Consider the following 24136-nt stretch of genomic DNA (forward strand, 5'->3'; position numbering starts at 1 on the left):
ACTTACTGCCCTCCTCCCATGGAGCCTGGGGCCGCACTGATGGTGACACGGCCCGCCTTGGAACGTGCAAACACTTCCGGACGGTACATGTCTTCAGCCACAACACCCGGCATCGCAAAGTCACCTGGCGTTACGGCCCGCACGACATAAGCCAGCGTCACGGCGTCGCCATAGACATCCACTGCGGCCACATAGCGATCATCCTGAGCCTCAGCTGTCTGTGTGCGCGCCAACCGGCCGAGATACGCAAAGGCCCCGGAGTTTCCATACTCCTGCTCTCCATCCGCCGGACGCAGCACTGTTTCGATCTCGAAACCAGCCGGCAGCAAGTCTGCCACGACCACAGGGTTCAACCGCCGCTCCTGCGGAGTAACCCGCATGCTGACGACCAGCTGATCCCCCTGCTGCACCCGTGACAAGTCAACCTTACCGCCAGTCAGCGTGTAATAGGTCTTGTCCACCCGCAGGCTGGACGACGCAGCAGGTGGGGCTGAGTTGGGCGCACCCGTCACCAGTACAGTGCGGAACATCGGGGCCTTGCCTTCCAGTTTGAAGGTAACGCCTTCGCTCGCCTGGGCTTCGGTCAGAGCGTATTGACGCTCATTATTGTTGCCGCGGCCAAGACCTTCCACACCCAGTTTGAACCCGTCTGCCCCCTTGTTCAAGGCATCGACGGCCAGCAAGGCGAACGCCTTTTCCTGGGTTGTCATCCGGCTCGGGTCCGGAGCATCCTCGCCAAGCTTCTCGGCTAGGCTTTCAACGGCATCCAACATGCCCGCTTCAGAGGCGAGCGCCAGAATGGCGGCCTCATCCCGCAGCGGAGTCTGGTAATAGTCGCCTGTATTGTCATAGCCGATGCCGTCCATGGCGGCCTTAAAGGAGGACGAAGCCCGGGCACGGTCACCCATCATGGCCAGAGCAGCGCCAATATGGGCCCGTGCAAGCGGGCTATCGATATTCGTCAGCTCACGATCATGTAGATAGCGTAGACGGGAAATATCAGCTTTTCCCGCCTTGGCCAGCACATAGAGTGCGTAGGCCGAAGACCGTTGCATCATCTTTTCCGCTGTGTCGTTCGAATAACGGCTCTCATAAACATCCGTGTCATAGCCATAGACACGCCATGCATCGCCGGTTGAGATGGCCCGCAGGGCGCCATAGGCCCGGTCGAGCGCTTCATTCGGGACCGCATATCCAGCCTGCTGTGCGCGGTAGACGAAGTCCGTCACATAGGCGCCTAGCCATGGGGAGGCGTAGCCATCCCCTTCCCGCCACAAGCCAAAGGCACCATCCGAACTCTGCCGGTTCAGCACCGTGTTCACAGCTTCCTGGACGCGCGTAGTCGCATCATCCTTTGAGCCCTTGGCACCCATGGACACCAATTGCTCAGAATACAGCAGCGGCAAGGCGCGGCTGGTCGTCTGCTCGGTGCAGCCATAGGGATAACGGTCCAGAGACGCATAGAGCGTGGCCGGGTCCATCGGCAGAGTTGAAAAACCGACACTGACGCTAGACGATCCTGGCACAAATCCCTGCATAAGGTCTGCACTGACCGCATACGTCTCACCAGGCTGCATCAACTGTTTGGTGACGCGGGTTTCAGGCAGATACGGAGACCGCGTCTGGATCTGGTAAGTACGCTCCGTCGAGTATTTGTCAGGACCTTCCACGGAAAGCATCACAGTGGAAATGCCTTCGCTTTCCGCTTCGATGCGGACCGGCACATCGGCGCGCTTGCCTGTTTCCAGTGTGCGCGTCAGCCGCCCATCCGCAACATTGACACTGCCTTCCTCCGTGATCGTCGCGGAGAACTCACCATTGCCCAGCTCCACATTGTCAATGCTGGCCGTCATCATCGCCTCGTCACCTGGCGCCAGGAAGCGCGGCATGATCAGGTCTGAGGGCGCCTTGTCGCGCACAACCATGCTGGACTCGGCAGATCCCAAACCTGATTTCGACCAAGCAACGGCCATAAGACGCAATTCGCCATTGAATTCGGGTAAGTCGAACCGGACACGCGCCTTGCCGGAGCGGCCAATATCCACGAGACCGGAGAAAAGGGCGACAGACTTCACCGGTACAACGGAGAGGCCTTCGCCGCCCAATTGGTCACCGCCCGAGCGGACCTCGGCCGGCAGCCCCATATTCGGATCCAGCAAACGGCCATAGTCGTCATACATCTCAACGCCCAGCGCCTTCTTGCCATAATAATAGCTGACAGGATCAGGGCTCTTGAACTTGGTGAGACGCAGAATGCCTTCATCGACGGCCGCCAGGGTGAGATAGACAGGCTCACGTGGCCCGCCTTCAAATTCCACCTCGACCACTTGCTCGCCTACAGGACGCACAACATCGGGTGCCTTGATGGTCATGCCAAATGTGCGCGACTCCATATTGACGGGAATATGGGTGACACCCACCGCGCGCCGAGGCTTGGCCTGAAGGATGGGATCACGCTCAGTATAAACCGACACCATCACATACGCACCCTCTCCCCAATCCTCTGTCACGGGCAGGGTCACATTCGTGCCCTGATCACTGACGGCCAGATTCTGCACGGACAGAACGCGGTCCGTAGCCACCACAATCTGGGCCTGCCCCGCATAAGGCGGAATGATTGTGATGTCGGCACTCTTGCCTGGCCCTGGTGCCTTGTCAGGACCAAGCACACGCACGCGATCCGGGGCTTCCGTCCCGTCTTCCGACACACGGCCGCCCCAGCCGACATAGAAATCATCGCTGGCAGAAATACTGGAATGCGCCTCAGTGCCTTCCACAACCAGCTCATGGCTGCCCCAGTCGAGGCCGCTGACGCGGATCTCTGCCGAGCCTCCTTCAGGAGTCGTCACTATGCCTTCATTGACCTTCGTCACGGTACGTGACCGACGCCAACGCCAACGATCCCCATCCCGATACCAGTCATAGTGATAGTCGACTGCCAGCAGTTTCCAGGTCAGCCGTTGGGCAATCGCCTTTCCGGCCTCATTGATGGCGACAACTTCGTAAGCAGCGTCCTTGCCCTCTTCGACTGAGTAATCAAAACCGGGCTTCAGGCCGACATAGAGCCGTTCAGGACGATACGGAATCCGCACGCTTTCCGTGACGGCGCGACCACCTGGCTCCAGCACGCTGATGACAGCATTGATGCGCAGCGGCCTTCCGGCATTGCTGCCTGCGTTGCCCGGGGCGATCTGAACATTTGCCACCCCTGCCCCGTCCGTCGTCGTATCATCCATTTCCAGGATACGTTCATGGAAGGTCTGGTCATGGCGGCCAAAGCTGAAATCCTTGAAATCCGGGAAAGGATTCGGCGCCGCTTCCACCCGGGCTTCCGACTTGACCGTCAGGCCTGCGCCGGGCGCGCCATAGAGGAAGCGTGAGGACACTTCCACAGCGCGAGTCTCGCCCAGCTTCAGCGGCGTATCCTTGTCCGTCTCGAGATCTACGGCGATGCGCTGCGGGACAAAATCCTCGACAGCGAAATTAACGGAACCGGATGCGCCCGATACGCCGTCAACTTCCAGCGTTGCGCGCCATTGCCCACGTGAGGCACCTTTGGCCAGTTGATAGCTGTGCAGCACGGCAGACGCTTCCGGATCATTGAATCTGAACTTGTCCGCAACCAGGCCATTCGGACGGTAGATCACCAGATAACCAGAACGGTCTTCAATCGCCTTGCCAGTACGGTCGCGCAGCATGGCTGTCAGCTGCACCGTCTCACCTGGGCGATAAATGCCCCGTTCGGAATAGACATAGGCGTCAATAAGGCTCGGCGCCCGGCGTCCGCCAACGGCATATTCAGAGAGATCCACAGGCGCACGGGTCAGATCCAGAACCGCCAGTTCGCCCTTGGCGCTGTAGGCCATAACGAGCTTGGGAGACATATTGCCCTGACCATTCGTGATCGGAGCATCAAAGGTAACTCGGCCCATTTCGTCACTGCGGGCCTCTGCCAGAATGTCATTGTTCATGGCGACGAGTTGCACCGTCGTGTCCGGAACGGGGCGACCATCCTTCAGGGAACGCAGCGTCAGGTCCAGGCCATTGCCCCCCTGATAGGCAGTAATGGCCAGATCCGTCATCATGATCCAGCGGCTGGAAGAGGCTGGTGGCCCCTCCGCGCTGTTCAGTTCGGCAGCATCTTCCACATTTACATAATAGACACCCGGCTCCAGTGTGCCGATGACGTCCTGTAGGGGGAAGACTGTCACAACCGGCGCATTCTGCTCATTCGCGATCTGCATTTTGCCGCTGAACAATTCTTCTTCCACATCGCTCGGGTCATCTTCACCCCAAGTATAGGCGTAGCGGCCTTGCGACGTTGTCTCGCCTTCGGAAATATTCTTGAAGGCCAGTGCGCGGTCATTGATGCGGGATACGGTGACTTTCACCTCATCCACATTCACGGTTTCAATCGGCAGGCCATCTGCATCTTCGCGCGGCAAGATGATGCCCGCACCCTTGAAGCCGACATAAGGCGGGCGATCCGCAAAATCGATCGGGATTGTTTCGTCCCGCTTCAGCGTGCGCCCGTCTGCAGCGGGTAAACCGGACAACAGCTTCGCTGTGCGTTCACTGCCAAAGGTCAGGCCGCCTACACACAGCTCACGCCCTTCCACGCTCAATGCCGGCCGGAAAGCCGGTCGGAACTCGACATAAGGAGAGTAATCAGCTTGCGGATCAAGCGGTGCAGAGAAGACAAAGCACGCCAGTGGCTGTTCCGTTGCGGTGTCGATACGATATCTGAAATAGGTAAAGTCCTGCTCTGCTGTCTCGCGGGCTTTCTGGCGTCGGGCCTCACGTTGGCGTGCAGCCACATTGTCCGCCGCAGAGCGTGTAACGACACTGCCTTCATCCGATTTTGCCGGATCAGGTCCGGCCTTTTCCTTGCCGCCACCACACGCAGCAAGCATGGCGATCATAAAAGCGGCAACCACCGCCCGGCCCGAACCCCACTTGCCCGATTGTTTATGCGACATGAAACCCTCTCCTTTGAGCTTTCTTACAGTTCTTACACATCTTCCGGGGGGCGCGAACAGGGCGCGATTGAGACAAATCAAAGAAAAACGCCTAAATTCGAGCCTCAATTGGTTTACAGACATGGTCAGGCACTTGCCAGGCGTCATGGGACAGGGAATGGATCACTCATGTGGCTCTGGCGAACCGTCGGGATAATTGCTTTCGCACTGGGTGCCATTGGACTGGTTTTGCCTGTCTGGCCAACAACCGTTTTCTGGATTGTCGCTGCCCTGGCGTTTGCGAAGTCAAATCCCAACTGGGCAGAATGGATCTATCGCCAGCCGGGTATCGGGCCGCCCATCAAGACGTTTCTGGAAACAGGTGCGCTGGCGCGCGAGGCTAAAATTGCCGCGCTGAGCGGAATGGCAATTGCAGCAGGCCTTATCGTCGGATTCGGCCATGATAACAGATGGCTTATGGCAGGCGGCCTCAGCTTGATCGGCATTGGCGCGCTTTACGTCATCACGCGTAAACCAATCCGCCCGGAATAACCCCTCCCCTCCTTCAGGGAACTCGGCATGCCTTGGTGCAGCAGCGTGCATAATTGAGCAAAATCCTACATAACCCAGCAATTTACAAAAATTAGTGACTGATTGATCACTCGCCAAATTTCCGCCTCATTTTGTGAGCAATCATTCGCTCAACAATAAGGCAGATGCCTATCAAGAGAACATGCAAGAAGGAGGCGGTCCCATGCCCGTCACGATCACGCTGACTATCGCCAAATCACTGGCTTCCATATTGGGAGGCCTGTTCTTTGCGGACCTGATTTCAGGTCTCATCCACTGGTTTGAGGACCGCTATGGCAATCCGAAATGGCCTATTCTTGGGCAAACGATCCGGGCCAATCAGGAGCATCACTTCAAACCACGCGCCTTTCTTCAAGGAACATTCTTCACACGCAACCGCGAAGTGGTGGTTGTTGGCACCATCTTTCTTGCCCTGTTCTGGGGAACCGCAACGTTGAACCTATTTACGGGCTCGGCTGTCTTCTTTGGTGTATTTGCCAACGAATTTCACCGCGCGGCCCATCGCAGTCCAAAGGAGAATGGCCGTCTCATAACACTGCTACATAAGACAGGCCTCGCCCAGTCCTTCAAGCATCACGCCGCGCACCATCGCCAAGGCAAGGATACGCATTACTGCGTCATCACGAATTACACCAACCCTGTGCTGGAACGCATCGGCCTCTTCCCGGCGCTTGAGCGCGTAATCAGGACCATCACCGGCAAGGTGCCGCGCCTCGATGAAAGCGTGAATCCGCGCTATCGTAAAGCCGCCTGACCTCCCACTTCGCCCTTCCCTGAGGGCGGGGATGTTCTTCACTCTCAAAGGCCTTAGTGTCTGCACGCATAAGAAAGAGGAAACGCTCAAATGGATTTGGAACTGACCGGAAAAGTCATCTTCGTCGCAGGGGCAAGCCGCGGCATCGGACTGGGCATTGTTGAGGCCTGCCTCGCCGAGGGCGCGCGCGTTGCCATGGCGGCCCGTGGACAAGAGAAGCTGGAGCAGGAAGCCGCCCGCCTGGCAGAGACCTATGGTAAGGAGGCTGTCTGGACCCGTGCAGGCGATCTGCGCGATCCGGATGTCGTCGAGAACATGATTGCCGCCATTGAAGAGGAAATGGGCCCGCTTTGGGGCGCAGTCGCAAATGTCGGCCTGCACCCATGCCCGCCAGGTTTTGAAGTGGACGACGAAACGTGGGACGCAGGCCTGTCGCAAAACCTCAATTCTGCTTTCTATCTGGCCCGCTCTGCGCTACGCCGGATGGACGCGCGCGGCGAAGGCTCTGTCCTGATGATTTCATCCATTGCCGGCCTGACCGGCTTGGGCACGCCGCTCACTTATGGCACGTCTAAAGCCGCCATGAACCATATGACCAAGGAACTCGCCCGCATCGCCGGACCAAACGGCGTGCGCATCAACGCCATAGCGCCGGGCAATATCATCTTCCCGGATGGCGAGTGGGAAGAGCGCGTCAATGGAGAGCGCGGCGACGCCTGGAAACGCTGGATCAAGCGTGAAGTGCCGTTGCGCCGCTTTGGCAAGCCTGAAGAAATCGGCAGCGCCGCCGCCTTCCTCCTCAGCCCTGTTGCAAGCTTTGTCACCGGCACGATCATGCCGGTGGATGGCGGCCAGACCCGCTGATCAGGATCCGATCAGTGTGACCCGCCGGGCCGGGGCTTCCATTTCGCTCCGGCCGGCGGCTTCCATACCCATCTGCCCCATCAGGGTTTCATCCTCATCAATTTCGGGGTTGTCGGTGGTCAACAACCGGTCCCCAACGAAGATGGAGTTCGCCCCGGCGAGCAGACACAGCGCCTGCCCCTCTTCCGTCATGCCCTCACGGCCTGCGGACAGGCGCACCCAGCTTTTCGGAAACACGATGCGACAGACCGCAATTGCCCGCGCCATCTCAATGACAGAGATCGCAGGGCTTTGACCTAGCGGCGTGCCTTCGATCGGCACCAGCATATTGACCGGCACACTTTCTGGATGCGGTGTCAGTTTTGACAACTCATGGATCAGGCCGATACGATCTTCCCGGCTTTCTCCCATGCCCAGAATCCCGCCGCAGCAGAGCTTTAGGCCAGCCCCCCGCGCCTTGCCCAGGGTTTTCAGGCGGTCATCATAGGTTCGGGTGGATACCACGGTGTCATAATATTCCGGCGAGGTGTCGAGGTTGTGATTATAATAATCGAGCCCCGCTGCTTTCAGGGCCTCCGCCTGCCCCTCTTCCAGCATGCCAAGCGTGACGCAGGTTTCGAGGCCTTCGGCTTTCACCGCCTCGATCATCGCGGCGACCTTGGGCACATCGCGTTCTTTAAGGCTGCGCCACGCCGCCCCCATGCAAAAACGATCTGCGCCATTTTCCTTTGCGCGGCGTGCGGCGCTCACCACCTCTTCCAGCGGCATCAGCTTTGAGGCTTCAAGTCCAGTATCGAAATGCGCCGACTGGCTGCAATAGCCGCAATTCTCAGCACAGCCACCCGTCTTGATCGAAAGAAGTTGCGACTTCTGAAGTTTCCCATCCGGCCAGTTCGCTTGCTTCACACTCAGTGCCTTACCCATAAGGCTGTCGAGCGGCAAAGTGTAGAGATCGGCAATCTCGTCACGGGTCCAGTTGTGGCGGGGTGAAAGCTCAGTCATCCGGAGATCCTTGTTCATATACTATATAGCTGAGGCTTGGTATCGGCGTGCTCCCTGCGGATCAACTACTGTAGAAATTAACTTTGCGGCATATGCCGGTATGACGTAAGTCAGCTGCGGACCCTCCAGAGCGCCCATATGGACACACAGCCCGCCCCCCGGAAAGTCATTGATGCGAACGCAAAGCGTGGCGCAGTCATCGGCCTGATTGCCCTGCTGGTTATCATAGGGCTGTTTGTGATCGGAAAGATGGCGAACATTGTCGATGCAACAGCCTTGCAGACCTTCATGGATAATGTGGCGAGCAGCCCATGGGCTTTGCCTGCCATTATCGTGCTATTTGTACTGGGCGCCTTTATCGGCGTACCGCAATTCGCACTGGTTGCAATTGCCGTGGCGGCCTTCGGCCCATGGCTCGGCGCATTCATGGCCTGGATTGCCAACATGGTCTCTGGCGCAGTGACCTTTTATGCAGGCCGTCTGGCTGGCGAAAAGGCTTTCAGGCGCTATGCGGGTGAAACGGCCAATCGCCTGTCTGGATTTGTGGGCCGAAATGCCATGATGACAAGCGCTATAGTGCGTAATGTTCCCGCGGGCCCTGCGCTGATCGTCAATATGGCTTTCGGCGTCAGCCATGCGAAATTCCTGCATTACTGGGCCGGCATGGCCGTAGGGATCATTCCGAAGATCGCCCTCATTGCATTTGCAGGCCAAAGCCTTTTCGCTGCATTCAAGGGTAATCCATTGACGGCCATCGCAGCGGCCGGCGCAGCAATTGGTGTGTATATCGCCATTGCCACATATGCGCGTGCCCGAATGCGCAAAAACAGGCAATCTGTTGCACTGATAGGGCAGAATGAGGTTGACACCGACGCGCAGGCAGACGATGTAACCCCTCATGTGGAATAATTTGCCTCTTCAGCTACTGCTTACCGGCCCCTGGCCGGAGACGACTGCCTAAGGTCAGCTGGGGCAGTCGCGCGGTCAGGGGTTCAAGTTAGCCTGATTTTTCACCCCCAGATCGGTCCCGCAGAAAATGTCCACGTCTTCAAACCCTCTTATCCGTATTTTCGACACCACCTTGCGCGACGGCGAACAATCGCCGGGCGCCTCCATGACCCACAATGAAAAGCTCGAACTGGCTGAGCTGATGGAAACCATGGGCGTGGATGTCATCGAAGCCGGCTTTCCCGCCGCCTCGGAAGGTGATTTCGCCGCCGTCAGCGCGATTGCCGAGCAATCAAAATCTGCCATCATTTGCGGCCTCGCACGCTCCACGCCAAACGATATCGAGCGTTGCGCAGAGGCCGTCCGCAAGGCGGCGCGTCCGCGCATACATACCTTCATCTCCACCAGCCCCGTGCACATGAAGCACAAGCTAAAAATGGGCCCCAATGCGGTTCTGGAAGCTGTCGGCCGCTCTGTCGCCCAGGCCCGCAACCACACCGATGATGTGGAGTGGAGCGCGGAAGATGCGACCCGCACCGAATTCGACTTTCTGTGCAAATGTATCGATGTGGCCATCGCCAGCGGCGCGACTACTATCAACATCCCGGATACGGTCGGCTATTCCCATCCAGATGAGTATGGCGCTCTATTCCGCCGCCTGATCGAAAATGTTCCGAACTCCGACAAGGTGATCTGGTCTGCGCACTGCCACAATGATCTCGGCTTGGCTGTAGCCAACTCCATCAATGCCGTTGCCAATGGCGCTCGCCAGGTGGAATGTGCCATTAACGGCTTGGGCGAGCGCGCGGGTAATGCTGCGCTGGAAGAAGTCGTTATGGCGATGAAGGTGCGCGGCGACACCCTGCCCTTCGAAACCAATATCCAGCCGGCCTATCTCTCCAAAGCATCTGCCATGGTTAGCCGCATCACCGGGTTTCCGGTGCAGTACAACAAGGCGATCGTCGGCAAGAACGCGTTCGCGCATGAAAGCGGCATCCACCAGGATGGCATGCTGAAGAATGCCGAAACCTATGAGATTATGCGGCCGGAAGATGTCGGCGTTGCCAAGACATCCCTCGTCATGGGCAAGCATTCCGGCCGCCATGCCTTCCGCGACAAGCTGGAAGCGCTTGGCTATGTGCTGGAAGGTGACGCCTTGAACGATGCGTTCAAACGCTTCAAGACGCTGGCCGACCGCAAGAAACACGTCTTCGATGATGACATCATTGCCTTGGTCGATGACCAGTTGGCCGCAGAAGGCGAGCGAATTGTCTTCAAGCGTCTGCGTGTTGTCGCCGGCACGGATGGCCCGCAAACCGCTGAGATCGATCTGGTAGTCGATGGCGACGAAAAGTTCGCGATCGCCCGCGGCAATGGCCCGGTCGATGCCGTGTTCAATGCCATCCGCGAGATCGTCCCGCATGATGGCAAGCTGGAACTCTATCAGGTGCACGCTGTCACTGGTGGAACAGACGCGCAGGCGACTGTATCCGTGCGCCTGAACTGTGAGGGCATCATGTCGACGGGGCGCTCATCTGATCCGGACACGCTGGTCGCCAGTGCAAAAGCCTACCTCCATGCCGTGAACAAGCTGGAAGCGCGCAAAGCCAAGCGCACCCACGCCGCCTGATCACGCTTTTAGCCCTCAGGGCTTGAAACATGGATTTGTGGATCCCCATCACGCTGGCAGCTGCGTTCTGCCAGAACCTTCGCTCTGTGTTGCAGAAACAGCTGAAGGGGCAGCTCAGCACATGGGGCGCGACAGCATCGCGCTTCGTGTTCGCTGCTCCGCTCGCTGTACTGTTCACTTGGGGGTTGGTGCAAGCGCGGGGCGATAACCTGCCCATTACACCAGGGGTATTCTATCTTTATAGTGCGATAGGCGGTCTCTGTCAGATCGTGGCAACAGGCTTGCTGATCCATCTGTTCAGCCGGGCGAATTTCTCTGCTGCCACGGCCTTCACGAAAACCGAACCCGTACAAACGGCTCTTTTCGGCATCATCCTGCTCGGAGACCACCTCTCCCCTCTCATGACCCTTGCCATCATGATAAGTCTGGCAGGCGTCATGCTGATATCCATTCCCAAAGGGGCGGCCTCGAAGTGGAAACCGGATAGTGCCCTTTGGATCGGGATTCTGTCTGGCGGCCTGTTCGGTCTCTCTGCAGTCGCCTTTCGGGGTGCCTCTCTCTCCCTCTCTGACGGGGACGCCCTGCTCCGCGCAGCGGTCACTGTCAGCTATGTCACCTTCTTTCAGGCTGGAGCCGTTCTGTTCTGGATGTGGCTTCGCGAGCCTGGCCAGATCATGAAGCTGTTCAAGGCCTGGCGCATGACCGGCCTTGTCGGGCTGGTAGGCCTGCTTGGCTCTCTCGGATGGGTTACGGCCTTCACGCTCCAGAATGCAGCTTATGTGCGGGCGCTAGGTCAGATCGACATTGTCTTTACTGTTGGCGCGTCACTCCTTGTTTTCAAGGAGACGCTGACCGTACGAGAGATCACAGGCATCATGCTGGTAACGCTAGGCGTGATCGTTCTGGTACTGGCTGCAGGTTAGAAGAGGCGACTTAAAGAGCCGCATCGATCAGCAGGTAAGCAGCAAGACGTGGGCTTGCATTGCGGCCTGTCTTCTGAGTTTGCTCCAAAGCGGCCAGAGCATCCTCTTCTTCAAGCGAGATGAACTCCCGCGCCAGCTGCAACAATTCGCGATCATTGCGCAGACGCTGAGTAACACGATCCACCTGGCGGCCAGCCTGCGCGATGATGGCGGTCTTGCGCTCACGCTCTCCCCGTCGTGCCGCCTCGGCGATTTTACGCTTGGCTTTCGGACGGAATGTTTCGGGCAGGAGGATGCCGGTGCTTTGCAGACGTTCGAGCAGCTCTTCTGCCACTTCCTCACGATCACGATGCGGGGAATCTTCCCGGCTCATATCGGAAATGATGTCGCGCCACCCCATCTCAGGCCCTGGTGAGTGGGAAGACGGGCGTGCAGGCACAAGTGCGCCGCCGTGAAGAAAAGCCTCCTGGGCAGGTGGAGGTGTCGGCCGTTCAGGCTGCGTCACATAAGGGGGGGGAGAAACCGGAGGTGCAGCAGGCGATTGTTGGCGCACAGTTGGCGGGCTCTGTGGCGCTTGTCTCTGCGGGAAGTCCGTCGCCCGACGGCGCGGGGTTTCAGGAGGCGCGGGCTCCGAAGGCTGCGGATCATCAAACCGGCGGTGCAGCGGCATCGGATCACGGGCAGCCGGACGTTCCGGCTCCCAGTGTCCGCCATCATCCTCGCTTGCCTCATGCTTCTGAGTGGGCGTGGATTGTTCCGACTCGTCCTCTGTCAGCGCAGCATTCGCCAGCGCATCCGCCGCCGCATCGAACAATTCGTCTTCCATGCTCGGCCGACGAACGGATGGCGCAGGAGAACGAGGCGGCTCCGGGGTGTGGCCGTTGCGCCCTTCAGGGCGAAAACCGTTCCGATGGCCGGTACTATGGCCATTTGAGACAGTCTCCCGAACAGCTCTTTCCGGCTGCTGAGGGGTGGACTGCGGCGAAGGGGGTTGCGTGGACTGTGGTGGCCGTGGCGTAGAGTATGGCGAAGTCCTTGGCGCTTCTGGCGGCCGGGCAGGTACAAGAGGTGGCTCCACCTCACGCTCAACCGCCCTTGCGGCATAATCTTGATGCGCGGCGACAGGTTGAGGATCAATGGAAGCCTCTGGCTGCCTCACTTTCTGCGCAAGGCGCACGGTATCAGCTTCAGCAGCATGCTCTGCGGAGCGGATCGCAGCAGCAGCCTGCTCGCCCACCTCCTTCAATTGCGCAAGGGCCTTTGCGGCCTGTTCAGCCGCTAAACGCGTGGACTGATTGATTTCCCGATTGGCAAGACGCGCAGATTCAAGGGCAGATGATACTGCATCATTGAGCGTATCGCCTGTCGTCATGGCCGCTGCGGCAGCAATCTCCCCTGCCCTTACAGCGGCATCCACTGTGCGGCGAGACTGGTCCAGCTTTTCTTCAATGCGGCTAACCGCGAAGGTCAGCGTTTCAGTGCGGGTGGCCGCGTCGCTGGCAAGACCATCCAGCTCAACGAGTTTTTCAGAGAGCGAGCGACCGGCCATCTGCATGTCCTGGAGCCGTGTCTCCAGCGCATGATCGGCACGGGAGACTTCCTCGCTTGCCTCACGGGCAGCCTGCACCATCATCTGTGCCTGACGAGGGATCGCCTCATTCAGGGATTGCATTTGCGCGCGCAGATCTCGCGCCAACCCTTCCAGGGCAAGGCGCTCTGCGCCCAAGCGCTCGGTCAGTTCCCGGGCATTGTCCGCACTCGCATAGGCGACAGATTCGAGACGCAGTCGTTCATCGCCAATCTCCCCGGCCATGGCCTTCATCGCAGAAAGCGCATGCGCCATGGCACGGTCTACTTCGGCGGCGGCCTGCTTCATCTGTTCGGCAAAGGTGATGCCCTCCGTTCCCGCTTCACGCGCGGGTGCCATCAGACGGACGGCAGCCTCCATCACCAAGGCATTGGACGCAGCAGCCCGGCGGTTTGTCCGTCCCATATAGCCTGCCATAATCATCAGAAGGGCCGGAACGAGGGCCGCCAGGGCACCGCCAACCAGCGCGAGAGTTGGCAACTCCTTCAGGCCATCGACACCCCACAGGCCCAGCGCGATGCCAGCGGCACCTACAATCCAGCAAAATGCGACGATGAATCCGGTCACAACCATCCAGCTGCCGCCATGGCGGGCGAGCTCGAAGTTATGAGACGCCTCTTGCCTGACGAGCAGATCGCGGCCAGACGGGCGAGCGGCAGGCGTTTCTGTCATGAGGAGAGTATACCGTGACAATTCGCCCGGCGCGAGACCAGAATAAGGCCAATCTGGGCTTTTATAGCAGTCGTCTTAGCGCCCGACAGCGAGGACGGAAACGGTGCCGGTGTCGGCTTGCTCGGATGAGTCCTTTTGATCCGGCGCAAACTCCAAGCCCAGCCATGCAAGAATGGCAGCAATGGCAAGATTGCGAACGAGCGAGATAAAGCTCATCATCGGACTTCCCCAGTAAGACTTTGGCGCATTTCCCTAGCAATACGCGGATGCATGTTACTTGATTTCCAGATATTCGACAATCGATAAAAACATCCATGTTTTCCGGAATGTCGGATTGGCGATTAACGAATGCAAAGGGCCGAACGTGCCAAGGTGACAGCAAGCTCAGGAGCCCATGCCCATGACTGCCCCCCTCGCCTTGCTGGACCGCAATCATTTGAAATCAATGACGGGCAATGATCCAGGGCTTGCTATAGAGATCATCGAGCTCTTCCAGCATCAGGCTGAAATCTGGTCACGCATGCTGGACCCGAAAACAGATCCGAAACAATGGGCCGACGCCGCGCACACGCTCAAAGGCTCAGCCCTGGGCATTGGCGCCATTCGCCTAGCTGCAAAATGTGAGAAGGCAGAGAAAGCGGGACGCGCAGAAACGCCCCCCAGCCTGACGGCGGCGGCGGTTCTATTGGGAGATGTCAAGGATGTGCTGGGCAACACCTTGGAAGAGGCTGCAAAAACGCTTCACGAATTGGAATCTTCAGGGGCCTTCAAGGCGTCATAGCTTGCAAATTCGTAGGCAATACAGCGATCTATCAGAGTTCGCCAAACAGGCTCGGCAATCGCCAGGGATAGGCCGGCGCCAGTGCAGGCAGCCTTCACTTTTTCAACGACATCTTCGATCCGTGGTCGGTCATGCACGATGCTCCGGTCGCCCTTGATGCGGGCGGCAGCATCCATGAAGGATTGGCGTTCAGCCAGAATTTCCACCAGCAAGCGGTCAATACGGTCAATCTCGTAGCGAACCTGCTCCATGCTCTCGCATGTCTCTGCCGTCTGGTGACGCTGGTCTGAAGTATAAGTCGTCATGCTTGGTATGCCCTGTTGCCAGTCGTTCGCGAATATATGAGCGCAACGGTCTCGGCAATAATGCAGCTGCGACGAACAGCCCGCAATCCTTCGGTGAAACCTCTTGTGTTTGCCCTGACAGGTAGCTAGATACAACGATCAGTTACAATATAACATTGTGGTGTCTACATGTCCCCCTCGCTGCCGAATAATATCTTGGACGCTTTCGGCCCAGAGCAAGCCGCGACCTATGATGAGCGCTTCAGCAAGCTGTCAGCCATCAACAGCCTGCTGCACCTTGTCATACAGTCGCAATTCGCCCACTTGCCGGACAATGCCCACATCCTTATCGCTGGAGCTGGCACAGGAGCAGATGTCCGCCATCTAGCCCCCCTCTTCCCGTCCTGGCACTTTACGCTGGCCGACCCGGCAGACGCGATGCTTGAAATCGCCTGGCAGCACGCGAACCAAGAAGGCTTTGCCGACAGGTGCACATTCCATGCAGGTTATGTTTCAAGCCTGCCAGAGACACAATTTGATGCCGCAACCAGCCTGCTTGTCTCACATTTCCTGAACGAGGAGGAAGACCGCACAGCTTATTATCGCTCGATTGCCGAGCGCCTGCAGCCCAGCGCACCATTGTTCGAGGCCGCGCTTTGCGGAAATCGTTACGATACGATCTTCGAAACGGAAATGGAGGTCTGGCTTGGACTGATGAACTTGGCTGGCATGACGGACGAAGGCGGGCAGAACTATCGGCAATCGTTTGGGACGCTCTTTGCCACTCACGATCCTTCGGAGGTCGAAAAAATGATCGGGGCGGCCAAATTTGGCCGCCCCGTACAATGTTTTCAGGCTGGATTGATCCGTGGCTGGATCACTCACAGGCTTTAGACTTCGAGCAGCATCCGTTCCGGATCTTCCAGAGCTTCCTTGACACGCACCAGGAACGTCACGGCTTCCTTGCCGTCGACGATCCGGTGGTCATAGGACAGCGCCAGATACATCATCGGGCGGATCTTAACTTCGCCGTTCACAGCGACGGGGCGCTGCTCAATGCGGTGCATGCCCAGAACCCCGGATTGTGGGGGGTTCAGGATTGGCGTGGACATCAGGGAGCCATAGATACCGCCATTGGAGATGGTGAACGTACCGCCCTGCATGTCTCCGATGGTGAGTTCACCGTCACGTGCCTTCTTGCCGAGATTGGCAATCGCCTTCTCAATGCCTGCCAGCGACAGGTCGTCAGAGTCCCGCACGACCGGCACCACCAGGCCTTTCTCGGTGCCGACAGCAACGCCAATATCGTAGAAATTCTTGTAGATGATGTCCTGGCCGTCGATCTCTGCGTTCACAGCGGGCACTTCTTTCAGAGCATTCACACACGCTTTCACGAAGAAGCTCATGAATCCCAGCTTAATGCCGTGCTTGGCCACGAAAGCGTCCTGATGCTTTTTACGCAGATCCATGATGGCGCCCATGTCGACGTCGTTAAATGTCGTCAGCATGGCGGCCGTGTCCTGGGCCTCTTTCAGGCGGCGTGCGATGGTCTGGCGCAGGCGCGTCATGCGTACGCGCTCTTCGCGTGGGCCAATATCGCGAGACTCTTTTGCCTGGGTCGGCGCGGACGAGGCCGCAGACTTGGCAGCAGAGTTCACATACTCCATTGCATCGGCCTTGGTGGCGCGGCCATCCTTGCCGGTGCCCGGAATGTCTGACGGATTGACGCCCGCTTCCGAAGAGATGCGGCGTACAGACGGCGCAACCGGGCGATCACCCGTAGCCGCTGGCGCAGACGTTCTGGCGGCTGGCGCGGAAGCCGCTGACGCCGCAGATTTTTCTGGCGCAGAAGCGCCTGCATCAATGCGCGCAATGACAGAGCCTGGCGTCACGGAATCGCCTTCGGCGACCAGGAGTTCAGCCAGCACACCATCTGCCGGAGACGGCACTTCCAGTGCCACCTTATCGGTTTCGATCTCAGCGATCGTTTCGTCTTTCTTCACGGCATCGCCTGGAGCCTTGAGGAAAGTGGAGAGCGTGCCCTCTGCAACACTCTCTCCCATTGTTGGAACTTCAACGTCCATCAGTTCGCCCTTGTCTTCCTTACCGGGTACGCCGCCCTTCTCTTTCGGGCCGCCATGTTCTGGCAACGCATCGGCTGCCGTATCGGGTTTGTCATTTGCCGTGCCTGCGCCAGAGCCCTCGCCAAGCTTGCCGAGGATCGCGCCAATCTCAACCGTGTCGCCTTCCTTTGCAATAATCTCGGAAAGAACCCCGTCTTCCGTGGCAGAAACTTCAACGGACACTTTGTCCGTTTCCAGCTCTACAAGCACATCATCCTTCTTAACCTGATCGCCTTTGGCTTTAAGCCATTGGCCAACGGTGGCTTCCGTGATGCTCTCGCCAAGTGTGGGCACTGTGATATCGGTCATGAAATCAGTCCGTTCATTAAAATCAGTAATCAGGTCGCGACGATATTATCGTCGACCGGGTCTGCGCCAAGGGCTGTGGAAACGAGAGCATCTTGCTCAGCCTTGTGCTTCGAAAGAAGGCCAGTAGCCGTAGCCGCAGACGGTGGGCGGCCCGCATAGTGCGGACGCGAAGACTTGCTGCCTGCCTGGTTGGCACACCATTCAATCTCGTCACGAATGAAGGTCCAGCCGCCCATATTGCGCGGCTCTTCCTGACACCAGACCAGTTCTGCCTGCGGGAAGCGCTTCAGTTCAGCAATCAGCGATTTGCGTGGCACCGGATAGAATTGCTCCATACGCAGCAGGTAGACATCATCCTGACCGCCTTCCTCACGTGCTTCGAAGAGGTCGTAATAGACCTTGCCCGAGCACATCACGACGCGGCGGATCTTGTTATCCTTGACCAGCTTCACCTTACCTTCACGGCCAGGCGTCTCGGCATCATCCCACAGAACGCGGTGGAAAGAAGACTTCGTCCCCAGATCATCCAGGGCAGATGTCGCCAGCTTGTGCCGCAGCAGAGACTTCGGCGTCATGATCACCAGCGGCTTGCGGAAGTCGCGGTGGATCTGGCGGCGCAGCGCGTGGAAATAGTTCGCTGGCGTTGTCAGGTTACAGACCTGCATATTGTCTTCAGCGCACATCTGCAGGAAACGCTCTAGGCGGGCAGACGAGTGCTCCGGGCCCTGACCCTCATAGCCATGCGGCAGAAGTACAACCAGACCCGACATCCGCAGCCATTTACGCTCAGCTGAGGAAATGAATTGGTCGAAGAACACCTGCGCGCCATTGGCGAAGTCACCGAACTGGGCTTCCCACAGGGTCAACGTGTTCGGGTCTGCCAGCGAATAGCCATACTCATAGCCAAGCACGGCTTCCTCGGAGAGAAGCGAGTCGATTACTTCGTAATGCGCCTGCTCATCACTTAAATGGTTGAGAGGCGTATAACGGTCGCCATTTGTCTGGTCGACAATATGGCTGTGGCGCTGCGAGAACGTGCCTCGGCCACAATCCTGGCCGGAAAGACGTACCGGGAAGCCTTCATCCAGCAGGGTTGCGAAAGCCAGATGCTCCGCAGTCGCCCAATCCAAACCCTGACCTTTAGTAATGGCCGTCGCCCGCGCATCAATGACGCGTGCCAAGGTCTTGTGAATGTCGATACCTTCCGGAACCGTGGTGATTTTCTCACCCAGCGTCTGAAGACGTTTCTTGGAAACGCCGGTCTTGCCGCGGCGCTCGTCATCATCCGGCAGGCCAAGGCCTTTCCATTCGCCATCCAGCCAGTCGGCTTTTTTGGCCTTGAAGGTTTTGCCGGCCTCGAATTCGCGGTCGAGATAGGCTTCGAAATCAGAAACCTGCTGCTCCACCTGCTCAGAAGTCAGAATGCCTTCCTTGACCAAGCGCTCCGCATAGATTTCGCGTGTGGACGGATGGCCCTTGATTTCCTTGTACATCACCGGTTGGGTAAACATCGGCTCATCGCCTTCATTGTGCCCGAAGCGGCGATAGCAGAACATGTCGATGACGACGTCCTTATGGAACTTCTGGCGGTATTCCGTCGCCACCTTGGCAGCATAGGTCACGGCTTCCGGATCATCCCCATTGACATGGAAGATCGGGGCCTGAACCATAAGAGCCACATCGGACGGGTACGGAGAAGACCGCGAATAGATCGGGCTGGTCGTGAAGCCGATCTGGTTGTTCACGATGAAGTGGATGGTACCACCCGTGCGATAGCCTGTCAGGCCTGACAGGGCGAAACACTCGGACACAACCCCCTGCCCTGCAAACGCGGCGTCGCCGTGCAGCAGCAGAGGCAGAACCGTTGCGCGGTTCAGCGTGCCGCTTTCTCGGTGACGCATCTCCTGCTTGGAACGGGACTTGCCCAGAACGACCGGATTAACCGCCTCCAGGTGAGACGGGTTAGCATTCATGGACAGGTGCACCTTGTTACCGTCAAATTCGCGGTCGGAAGATGCGCCGAGATGGTATTTCACGTCGCCAGAGCCGAACTCGCCCGCACCTTGCGTATTACCGCCCTGGAATTCGTGGAAGATTTGCTCGTAAGGCTTGCCCATCACGGCAGCCAGCATGTTCAGGCGGCCGCGGTGCGGCATGCCGACCACGATTTCCTTCACACCGAGGGCACCGCCACGCTTGATGATCTGCTCCAGCGCCGGAACAGCCGCCTCACCGCCATCCAGACCGAAACGCTTCGTGCCCGGATAACGCTTGTGCAGGAAGCGTTCAAAGGTTTCCGCTTCGATCAGCTTGGCCAGAATGGCCTTCTTGCCCTGCTGCGTGAAGGCAACACCCTTGTCCGGGCCTTCGATGCGTTCCTGTAGCCAGGCTTTTTCTTCCGGATCGGAAATATGCATGAACTCGATGCCGAGCGTGGAGCAATATGTCCGCTTCAGAATGTCGAGCATCTCGTTGACGGAGGCATAATCGAGGCCGAGATAGCCATCGATGAAGATCTTGCGATCCATGTCTTCCTTGGAGAAGCCATAGGTTGCCGGATCAAGCTCAGGCTGTTTTTCCGGCGTATCGAGAGATAGCGGATCCAGCTGCGCGGCGAGGTGACCCCGCATACGATAGGCGCGGATCATCATGATCGCGCGAATCGAATCCTTCACGTTCTGGGCAATTTCTGCCTCTGACGCGCCAGGCTTTGCCTGCTTCAGCTTTTTCTCGATTTTAGGCTCGACCAGAGCCCAGTTGCCATCGAAAGCGGCAACCTGTTCATCACTCAGCGGGCGTGGCCAGTCACCACGTTTCCAGCTGGCACCGCCAGCATTGCGCTCTGCGTCGCTCGAATCATCACCAAGCTCGGCAAAGAAGTCGCGCCAGCTCTCGGGAACTGACGCGGGATCCTTTGCATAGGCCGCCTGCATCTGCTCAAGCCACATGGCTGAGCCGCCATACAGGAAGGCTGTTTCCAGCATCGCGCTGTTACCTGAACTGCGCGAACCTTTTACCGGGCTGCCGTCGTCTGCCATTTCAATTTCCGTCCTCTAGGACCCAAACCCCATACAATAGGGATAAAATACTTGCCCGGTTCCTACCGGGGCTGATGATCTATAGGACGGCCTGAACGGGGACAGATGCTGGCCTCGCCAGACTGGCCCGCCAAGGCCGCCCTGGCTTATATGTTGTGCGGACTGCTAGCCCTTCAATACCTCGACCATGGTCGTACCGAGACGCGCAGGTGACGGAGACACGCGGATACCCGCTTCTTCCATCGCCGCAATCTTGCTCTCGGCATCACCCTGACCTCCGGAAACGATAGCACCGGCATGGCCCATCGTACGCCCTTTTGGTGCAGTCCGGCCTGCAATAAAGCCAACCATTGGCTTCTTGCGGCCTTTCTTGGCCTCATCGATCAGGAATTGAGCAGCTTCCTCTTCGGCGGTACCGCCGATTTCACCGATCATGATTATGGACTTGGTTTCTTCGTCAGCCAGGTACATTTCCAGCACGTCGATGAACTCGGTGCCTTTGACTGGGTCGCCGCCAATGCCGACAGCTGAGGTCTGGCCGAGACCGGCCTGAGATGTCTGGTACACGGCTTCATAGGTCAACGTACCGGAGCGGGACACGACGCCTACTGAGCCCTTCTGAAAGATCTTGCCCGGCATGATGCCGATCTTGCACTCTTCCGGTGTCAGCAGACCCGGACAGTTCGGACCGATCAGGCGGGATTTGGATTTCTCCAACTTCGCCTTAACACGCACCATGTCGAGTACCGGGACGCCCTCAGTGATGCAGACGATCAGCGGGATCTCCGCATCGATGGCTTCCTCGATGGCTGCTGCAGCGCCTGCTGGCGGCACGTAGATGACGGAGGCGTTAGCGCCCGTTGCTTCTGCGGCTTCACCGGCCGTCGCAAAGATCGGCAGTTCGGTGCCATTGTCGGCAACCCATTTCTGACCAGCTTTCTTCGGATGCGTACCGGCAACCATTTTCGTGCCGTAATATTCCAGCGCCTGGTTCGTGTGGAACGAGCCCGTATTACCGGTCAGGCCCTGGACGATGACTTTGGTATTCTTGTCGATGAGAATGGACATGATTTCAGCTTTATTCCTCAGGCGCCCTTAACGGCGTTCACAATTTTCTGGGCGGCGTCGTCGAGATCGTCGGCCGGGATGACGTTCAGGCCGGATTCGGCAATGATCTTCTTGCCCATCTCGACATTCGTGCCTTCGAGGCGCACGACCAGCGGCACAGCCAGGTTGGTTTCCTTCACGGCGGCAATCACGCCTTCCGCGATGACATCACACTTCATGATACCACCGAAGATATTCACCAGAATGCCCTTCACGTTCGGGTCTTTCATGATGATCTTGAAGGCAGCAGCCACTTTTTCCTTGTTGGCACCGCCGCCAACGTCACAGAAGTTTGCCGGCTCTTCGCCGTATAGCTTGATGATGTCCATCGTCGCCATGGCGAGGCCTGCGCCGTTGACCATGCAGCCGATGGTGCCGTCGAGGGCGATATAGGCGAGGTCCCATTCGGAGGCCTCGATTTCCTTTTCGTCTTCCTCAGTCGTGTCGCGCAGTTCCACGATGTCCGGGTGACGGAACAGGGCGTTGCCGTCAAAGCTGACTTTCGCGTCCAGGACGCGCAGATGGCCATCTTCCATGACGATCAGCGGGTTGATCTCCAGCATCGACATGTCCTTCTCGGTGAAGGCCTTGTAGAGGATGGGGAAGAGTTTCATGCCGTCCGTGCGGGCATCGCCTTCCAGCTTCAGCGCATCGCAAAGCTTTGCGGCGTCAGCGTCCGTCACGCCCGTGGTTGGGTCGATCGGAAGGGTCAGGATTTTTTCCGGCGTCTCGTGAGCGACTTCCTCAATGTCCATGCCGCCTTCGGTGGATGCGACAAAAGCCGGACGGCCTGTGGCACGATCAACCAGCAGGGAGAGATAAAGTTCGCGGTCGATGTCTGCGCCGTCTTCGATGTAGAGGCGATTGACCTGCTTGCCTTCAGCGCTGGTTTGCGCCGTGACCAAGTGGTGGCCCAGCATGGCCTTGGCATGTTCCAAAACTTCCTCTTTGGAGAAAGCCAGGCGGACACCGCCCTTTTCACCAGCCTCGGCTTCCACGAACTTGCCTTTACCGCGACCACCGGCATGAATCTGGGATTTCACGACCCAGAGCGGGCCCGGCAGGGTATCAACTGCCTTCTGTACATCGTCGAGCGAAAGAACGGGTACGCCTTCTGCCACAGGTGCGCCGAAGGATTTCAGCACGGCCTTGGCCTGGTATTCGTGAATGTTCATGTAAACTGCCTTGTTTGCCCTGGCTTGGTGGAGGGGTCAGCATGCCAGCCACCCCGGTTTGATTGTGGTGGCTATATATCAGTCTCAGCAGCAGTCGCAACCAGCTGGGTATCTATTCAGAGACTCAGGCTTCGGCATCCCGTTCGGGATTGCGCGGGTCGAGCTCCACACTGGCCAGCGGTGTTGGCAGGATCGGGCTCCAGTCTTCTTGCTGCCCCTCCTCCGGTGCAGCCCGTTTGCTGACCCGCCAAACCATGATCATGGCCAGAATCACAAGCAGGATTCCCGCCAGTCCAAAGAGGCCCATCCGCCCTGCCCCGCGCATCGCGAAACCGGATAACAGTGGCCCGACAATAGAGCCGCCTGCCCAGACAAACAGAAGCCCGGACATGACCTGCGGAATGGCGGCTTTAGGCGTGCGGTCAATCGCGTGAGCAACACATAGGCCATAGAAGGACAGTGACCCAGCCCCCCAGACGCTGAGAACAATAATCACACCTGTCTCTCCCAGACTGCGGCCGAACACCGCAATACCCAGAGCAGCGAGACCGGAAACGGCGCACATAACCGCAATGACCATCCGGCGTTCCAGTCGGTCTGAGAGGCGTCCGGCGGGCCATTGCACAATCAAACCGCCCATCCAGGCTGCGGCGCCAGCGATAGCTGCTGCGGTTGTGCCACCACCACCCATCGAGAAGCCTTCGAAGTAAATAGGGATCAGCGCCGTCATGCCGGTATTGATGACGCCGGACAGCGCCACACCGATCACGGCCGCAGGCGCAAGCGTATAGAGCCGCCCGAGCGGCATGGCAGAGCGCCCCGGCGGCGCGGGCTGCTCCTGCCGGGTCAGGCAGACAGGCACCAGCGCCAGGGTCAGAAACAATGCGGCCCAGCTATAGGCGCGGCTATCCAGCGGAGACAGGCCGGCCACAAAGAATGGACCAATCATCAGCGAAAGCTTCGCACCGGTATGATAGATCCCCATGACATTGCCTCGCGCCTTGTCAGGCACAGCAACCCCGAGCCAGCTTTCCACACTGGTAAACATGTACGCAAAGCTTACGCCCTGTATGACACGTACGACAGCCCAGAAGCCCTCATTATACCAGAGTGACAGGGACAACGCCCCGGCAGAGGTAACCGCCGCGGCAGCAGCAAACAGGCGAATATTGCCAAAGGTGGCCAGGGCGCGCGGCGCAGTCCACGCCCCCAGCATGAAGCCGGACGCGTAAAGGGCTGCAATCATACCGATTGTCTGAGGCTGCGTGCCGAGGGCCTCAAGGCCAAGAGGTGTCAGCACGCTCATCAGCCCACCTGCGATCTGCAGGATCATCACAGCAATAATGAGTGCAAGTACGTTACGCGTTTCAGTCATGTCTACCGGCAGCC

The 24136-nt window shown here is 58.3% G+C and carries 18 protein-coding genes; 8 read left to right on the top strand and 10 right to left on the bottom strand.

Annotated elements, in window-relative coordinates:
- Positions 1 to 2: 2 nt before the first annotated feature.
- On the bottom strand, positions 3 to 4979 hold the full coding sequence (locus HY2_RS00335; protein WP_034823547.1) for an alpha-2-macroglobulin family protein: 4977 nt from the start codon (positions 4977 to 4979) through the stop codon (positions 3 to 5).
- A 168-nt stretch (positions 4980 to 5147) separates the two neighbouring features.
- On the opposite strand from HY2_RS00335, the gene HY2_RS00340 reads away from it, so the two are divergent.
- The 3 genes from HY2_RS00340 to HY2_RS00350 all read left to right on the top strand — a co-directional run bounded on the left by HY2_RS00340 (position 5148) and on the right by HY2_RS00350 (position 7167).
- Complete coding sequence (locus HY2_RS00340; protein WP_034823548.1) at positions 5148 to 5510, top strand: YbaN family protein; 363 nt, start codon at positions 5148 to 5150, stop codon at positions 5508 to 5510.
- A gap of 202 nt (positions 5511 to 5712) precedes the next feature.
- The gene (locus HY2_RS00345) at positions 5713 to 6303 is read left to right on the top strand and encodes a fatty acid desaturase CarF family protein (protein WP_158533968.1); all 591 of its coding nucleotides are present in this window, start codon (positions 5713 to 5715) and stop codon (positions 6301 to 6303) included.
- A 90-nt stretch (positions 6304 to 6393) separates the two neighbouring features.
- Complete coding sequence (locus tag HY2_RS00350; protein WP_034823550.1) at positions 6394 to 7167, top strand: SDR family NAD(P)-dependent oxidoreductase; 774 nt, start codon at positions 6394 to 6396, stop codon at positions 7165 to 7167.
- Here HY2_RS00350 and bioB read toward each other — a convergent pair whose 3' ends face one another.
- Positions 7168 to 8169, bottom strand: coding sequence for a biotin synthase BioB (gene bioB, locus HY2_RS00355; RefSeq protein WP_034823784.1), 1002 nt, complete (start codon positions 8167 to 8169; stop codon positions 7168 to 7170). It lies immediately after the preceding gene.
- Positions 8170 to 8307: 138 nt separating this feature from the next.
- On the opposite strand from bioB, the gene HY2_RS00360 reads away from it, so the two are divergent.
- The 3 genes from HY2_RS00360 (at position 8308) to HY2_RS00370 (ending at position 11670) form a co-directional block, all read left to right on the top strand.
- Complete coding sequence (locus HY2_RS00360; RefSeq protein WP_051594562.1) at positions 8308 to 9078, top strand: TVP38/TMEM64 family protein; 771 nt, start codon at positions 8308 to 8310, stop codon at positions 9076 to 9078.
- Between the two features lie 127 nt (positions 9079 to 9205).
- Positions 9206 to 10747, top strand: coding sequence for a 2-isopropylmalate synthase (locus HY2_RS00365; RefSeq protein WP_034823551.1), 1542 nt, complete (start codon positions 9206 to 9208; stop codon positions 10745 to 10747).
- Between the two features lie 29 nt (positions 10748 to 10776).
- On the top strand, positions 10777 to 11670 hold the full coding sequence (locus HY2_RS00370) for a DMT family transporter (protein ID WP_034823552.1): 894 nt from the start codon (positions 10777 to 10779) through the stop codon (positions 11668 to 11670).
- 10 nt (positions 11671 to 11680) lie between these two features.
- Here the strand turns inward: HY2_RS00370 and HY2_RS00375 are convergent, their stop codons facing one another.
- Positions 11681 to 13930, bottom strand: a complete 2250-nt coding sequence (locus HY2_RS00375; RefSeq protein ID WP_034823558.1) for a coiled-coil domain-containing protein — start codon at positions 13928 to 13930, stop codon at positions 11681 to 11683.
- A 75-nt stretch (positions 13931 to 14005) separates the two neighbouring features.
- Positions 14006 to 14149 (bottom strand): hypothetical protein, encoded by a 144-nt coding sequence (locus tag HY2_RS17235; RefSeq protein WP_155836531.1) that lies wholly within the window; start codon positions 14147 to 14149, stop codon positions 14006 to 14008.
- Between the two features lie 181 nt (positions 14150 to 14330).
- Here HY2_RS17235 and HY2_RS00380 point away from each other — a divergent pair, with 181 nt between their 5' ends.
- Positions 14331 to 14711: an Hpt domain-containing protein gene (locus tag HY2_RS00380; RefSeq protein WP_051594563.1), complete on the top strand. Its 381-nt coding sequence runs from the start codon at positions 14331 to 14333 to the stop codon at positions 14709 to 14711.
- On the opposite strand, the gene HY2_RS00385 is transcribed toward HY2_RS00380, so the two are convergent.
- On the bottom strand, positions 14672 to 15016 hold the full coding sequence (locus tag HY2_RS00385; protein ID WP_051594564.1) for a chorismate mutase: 345 nt from the start codon (positions 15014 to 15016) through the stop codon (positions 14672 to 14674). The genes HY2_RS00380 and HY2_RS00385 overlap by 40 nt on opposite strands.
- A 168-nt stretch (positions 15017 to 15184) precedes the next feature.
- Between HY2_RS00385 and HY2_RS00390 the strand changes: the two genes are divergently transcribed.
- Positions 15185 to 15889: a class I SAM-dependent methyltransferase gene (locus tag HY2_RS00390; protein ID WP_051594565.1), complete on the top strand. Its 705-nt coding sequence runs from the start codon at positions 15185 to 15187 to the stop codon at positions 15887 to 15889.
- Here HY2_RS00390 and odhB read toward each other — a convergent pair.
- From odhB to HY2_RS00415, 5 genes are all read right to left on the bottom strand, one after another.
- Positions 15886 to 17427, bottom strand: coding sequence for a 2-oxoglutarate dehydrogenase complex dihydrolipoyllysine-residue succinyltransferase (odhB, locus tag HY2_RS00395; protein ID WP_034823563.1), 1542 nt, complete (start codon positions 17425 to 17427; stop codon positions 15886 to 15888). The genes HY2_RS00390 and odhB overlap by 4 nt on opposite strands.
- A 29-nt stretch (positions 17428 to 17456) precedes the next feature.
- On the bottom strand, positions 17457 to 20465 hold the full coding sequence (locus HY2_RS00400; protein ID WP_034823565.1) for a 2-oxoglutarate dehydrogenase E1 component: 3009 nt from the start codon (positions 20463 to 20465) through the stop codon (positions 17457 to 17459).
- A 165-nt stretch (positions 20466 to 20630) separates the two neighbouring features.
- The gene (sucD, locus tag HY2_RS00405; RefSeq protein WP_034823567.1) at positions 20631 to 21533 is read right to left on the bottom strand and encodes a succinate--CoA ligase subunit alpha; all 903 of its coding nucleotides are present in this window, start codon (positions 21531 to 21533) and stop codon (positions 20631 to 20633) included.
- 17 nt (positions 21534 to 21550) lie between these two features.
- Positions 21551 to 22747, bottom strand: a complete 1197-nt coding sequence (sucC, locus tag HY2_RS00410) for an ADP-forming succinate--CoA ligase subunit beta (RefSeq protein ID WP_034823569.1) — start codon at positions 22745 to 22747, stop codon at positions 21551 to 21553.
- 124 nt (positions 22748 to 22871) lie between these two features.
- The gene (locus HY2_RS00415) at positions 22872 to 24122 is read right to left on the bottom strand and encodes an MFS transporter (protein WP_034823571.1); all 1251 of its coding nucleotides are present in this window, start codon (positions 24120 to 24122) and stop codon (positions 22872 to 22874) included.
- Positions 24123 to 24136 lie beyond the last annotated feature (14 nt).

The sequence above is a fragment of the Hyphomonas pacifica genome (assembly GCF_000682675.1).
Lineage (GTDB): Bacteria > Pseudomonadota > Alphaproteobacteria > Caulobacterales > Hyphomonadaceae > Hyphomonas > Hyphomonas pacifica.